This is a genomic window from Oleiphilus sp. HI0043, from assembly GCF_001634935.1.
On sequence record NZ_LWEY01001163.1, the window covers coordinates 1 to 2,379 of the forward strand.

Genomic DNA, 2,379 nt, shown 5'->3' on the forward strand with positions numbered 1-2,379 from the left:
TACCGGGGAAGGTGTAACAACTTACTTAGCACGTCCGATTTATCCTTATCATTCTCCAGTTTCTGAGCGCTTCTGCGAGCGCCTGACTTCATTTTAACCAAGTCCTTAGTGAATACAATAGTGATTGTCGCTAATTGTGTCAGTGAGTTAAATTAATTAGGAATAATCATAGAATTAGTATTCACTATCGCCTCTGAAGCCGTTAATATCGAACTTGCATGACACAAGCTTTGACACGGATTGCTCAATAGCCGTTCATGCACTTGATTCTATTAACGCAAGGAGCGAACTTATGAAATCAAACTCTTTTCTTTCTAACAACATCGCAAACATCCCTCCCCGCCTGCTTATCCCTTTTTTGTTTAGCTTGCTGCTTTCTTTCAGCAATATTAGCTATGCAGACAATGAACCAAATAGTTCAATACAAACCAGTAAGGCCATAAACATCAATAGCGCAGATGCTCAAACTATTGCCAAAGCATTGAAAGGCGTAGGTTTAAAAAAAGCTGAAGCCATTGTTGACTATCGTGAGCGCTATGGTGAGTTTGCCCGCCTCGAAGAGTTAGTTGCAGTAAAAGGTATAGGCAAAAGTACATTAAGCAAGAATGAACACTTACTTAGTCTTGAGTAAAACATTAATCTTTATGTTTTTATCAACCTTTCAGACACAAAAAACCCCGGACTAAGCCGGGGTTTCTCGTTAGCAGCCTTAAAGGCTAGCTAGTTCCTATGTAGCGATTACTTACAAGTCGCTGGTAGGAATTTATCAGCAATTGTTGTTGCTGCAGTATCACAAGCCCAAACAATTGTTCCCGCTGCATTGGCATCCGCTAAAGGATTTGTACCAATCGAAGGTACGAAGGCAAGATTACCTGCACCAGAGATCGCAGGAATCAGAGTCATATCAATAGTGATTGTTCCTGGATTTGTGTCTGTAGACTTATCAATAGTGATTGCCTTAATTGAACCAGTCTTCAAGTTCGCTTGGTCCCCAGCAACTACAGCAGCATACGAATCAATACCAGCTACACCACTATCAGCGAACATATCTGTTACTCCAATTTTCAGCGCAGCCGCAGAAACCATACCTTCAGTTACTTTCGCTCGAATCGTGTAATCCTGATAAGCAGGAATGGCAACCGCTGCCAAAATACCAATAATCGCAACAACGATCATCAATTCAATTAGCGTAAAACCTTGCTGATTCTTTTTCATATTCATAATATATCTCCAGATTTAGTATAAATGGCCGCTCGATTGTTTTAGTAGCCTGTTTGCTTTACTACTACCTTCAATCTGGAACCCATCTTTAAAGGTAAACTTGAGTCTACCCTTAAGGATGGCTTCGCGTCAGGAAAGTTGCTTGCTCTTCTAAGCGTTTGCAATCAGTCTTCACACTCTGCGTACCGACACTTAAACAATAGCAGGCAACGTGCCAATTACAAATATTAATATTATTTCCCTTATTAGTCAGTAGATTACAGTTCTTTTATAGAATTACCTTGAAGTATTATCACAAGTATTGGACCATACTCTTGATGACAGGAAGTGACAATATTTGTCAGTTACTCACACTATGCGAAGCTTTCTTTTAAATCTGAAAACTTCCACTACACTTCCTTATATATGTATGCGTTTATCAGCAAGCGCTAAACCGTTTAAAGCCAGTTATTTAGTCCAAACATTAGTTTGTGCATCTAAATGGTGAATTTAACTCAAGCAAAGAAGCCCCATGACAGCAGAAAACACAACACTTACTGGCTTGGCCAGAAAGTTTGTTTTGGATCAGTTACTCGATGAAGAAACTGCCCGAAAAGCACAGCTACACGCTCATCAGAACAATTTATCACTGGTTTCCCATCTGGTTCAAGCAAAAGCGGCTAAAGCCAAGGACCTAGCATTTTCTGCTGCGCAAGAATTTGGTATGCCTGTTTTGGACCTAAATGCCTTTCAGCAAGAATCCTTCCCCGAAAAGGTGGTTGATGAAAAGCTAATTAGAAAACACCATGCCCTGCCTTTATTTATGCGTGGCAATCGGCTTTTTATTGCGGTATCGGACCCAACCAATATTATTGCCCTTGATGAAATCAAGTTTCATACAGGCGCAAGTGTTGACGCAATACTCGTTGAAGATGACAAGCTTAATGCAGCCATCGAGAAGTATCTTGAGTCGCAGGATACAACGATGGGCGATCTGGACGATGCAGACCTTGACGACATCGATGTTGATCAGAGCGATGACTCAGACAATGAAGTGTCGGCTAGTGATGCGGATGATGCGCCGATTGTTAAATACGTCAACAAGATGCTACTCGACGCAATCAAAACTGGCGCATCAGATTTACACTTCGAACCTTATGAAAAAAGCTACCGCGTTCG

The 2,379-nt window shown here is 41.1% G+C and carries 2 protein-coding genes and 1 pseudogene; 2 read left to right on the forward strand and 1 reads right to left on the reverse strand.

Features of this window, described 5'->3' with window-relative positions; genetic code table 11:
- The first annotated feature begins 292 nt into the window (after window positions 1-292).
- Window positions 293-631 (forward strand): helix-hairpin-helix domain-containing protein, encoded by a 339-nt coding sequence (locus tag A3729_RS13415; protein ID WP_068512906.1) that lies wholly within the window; start codon window positions 293-295, stop codon window positions 629-631.
- 107 nt (window positions 632-738) lie between these two features.
- Here A3729_RS13415 and A3729_RS33965 read toward each other — a convergent pair whose 3' ends face one another.
- The gene (locus A3729_RS33965) at window positions 739-1,221 is read right to left on the reverse strand and encodes a pilin (RefSeq protein WP_304438929.1); all 483 of its coding nucleotides are present in this window, start codon (window positions 1,219-1,221) and stop codon (window positions 739-741) included.
- 511 nt (window positions 1,222-1,732) lie between these two features.
- Between A3729_RS33965 and A3729_RS13425 the strand changes: the two are divergent.
- Window positions 1,733-2,379, forward strand: a pseudogene (locus A3729_RS13425) (type IV-A pilus assembly ATPase PilB); the annotation flags it as partial.

What these genes read in the sequence shown, in the direction of transcription:
- A3729_RS13415 (WP_068512906.1), top strand. Translation starts at nt 293, where the DNA reads ATGAAATCAAACTCTTTTCTTTCTAACAACATCGCAAACATCCCTCCC.
- A3729_RS33965 (WP_304438929.1), bottom strand. Translation starts at nt 1,221, where the DNA reads ATGAATATGAAAAAGAATCAGCAAGGTTTTACGCTAATTGAATTGATG.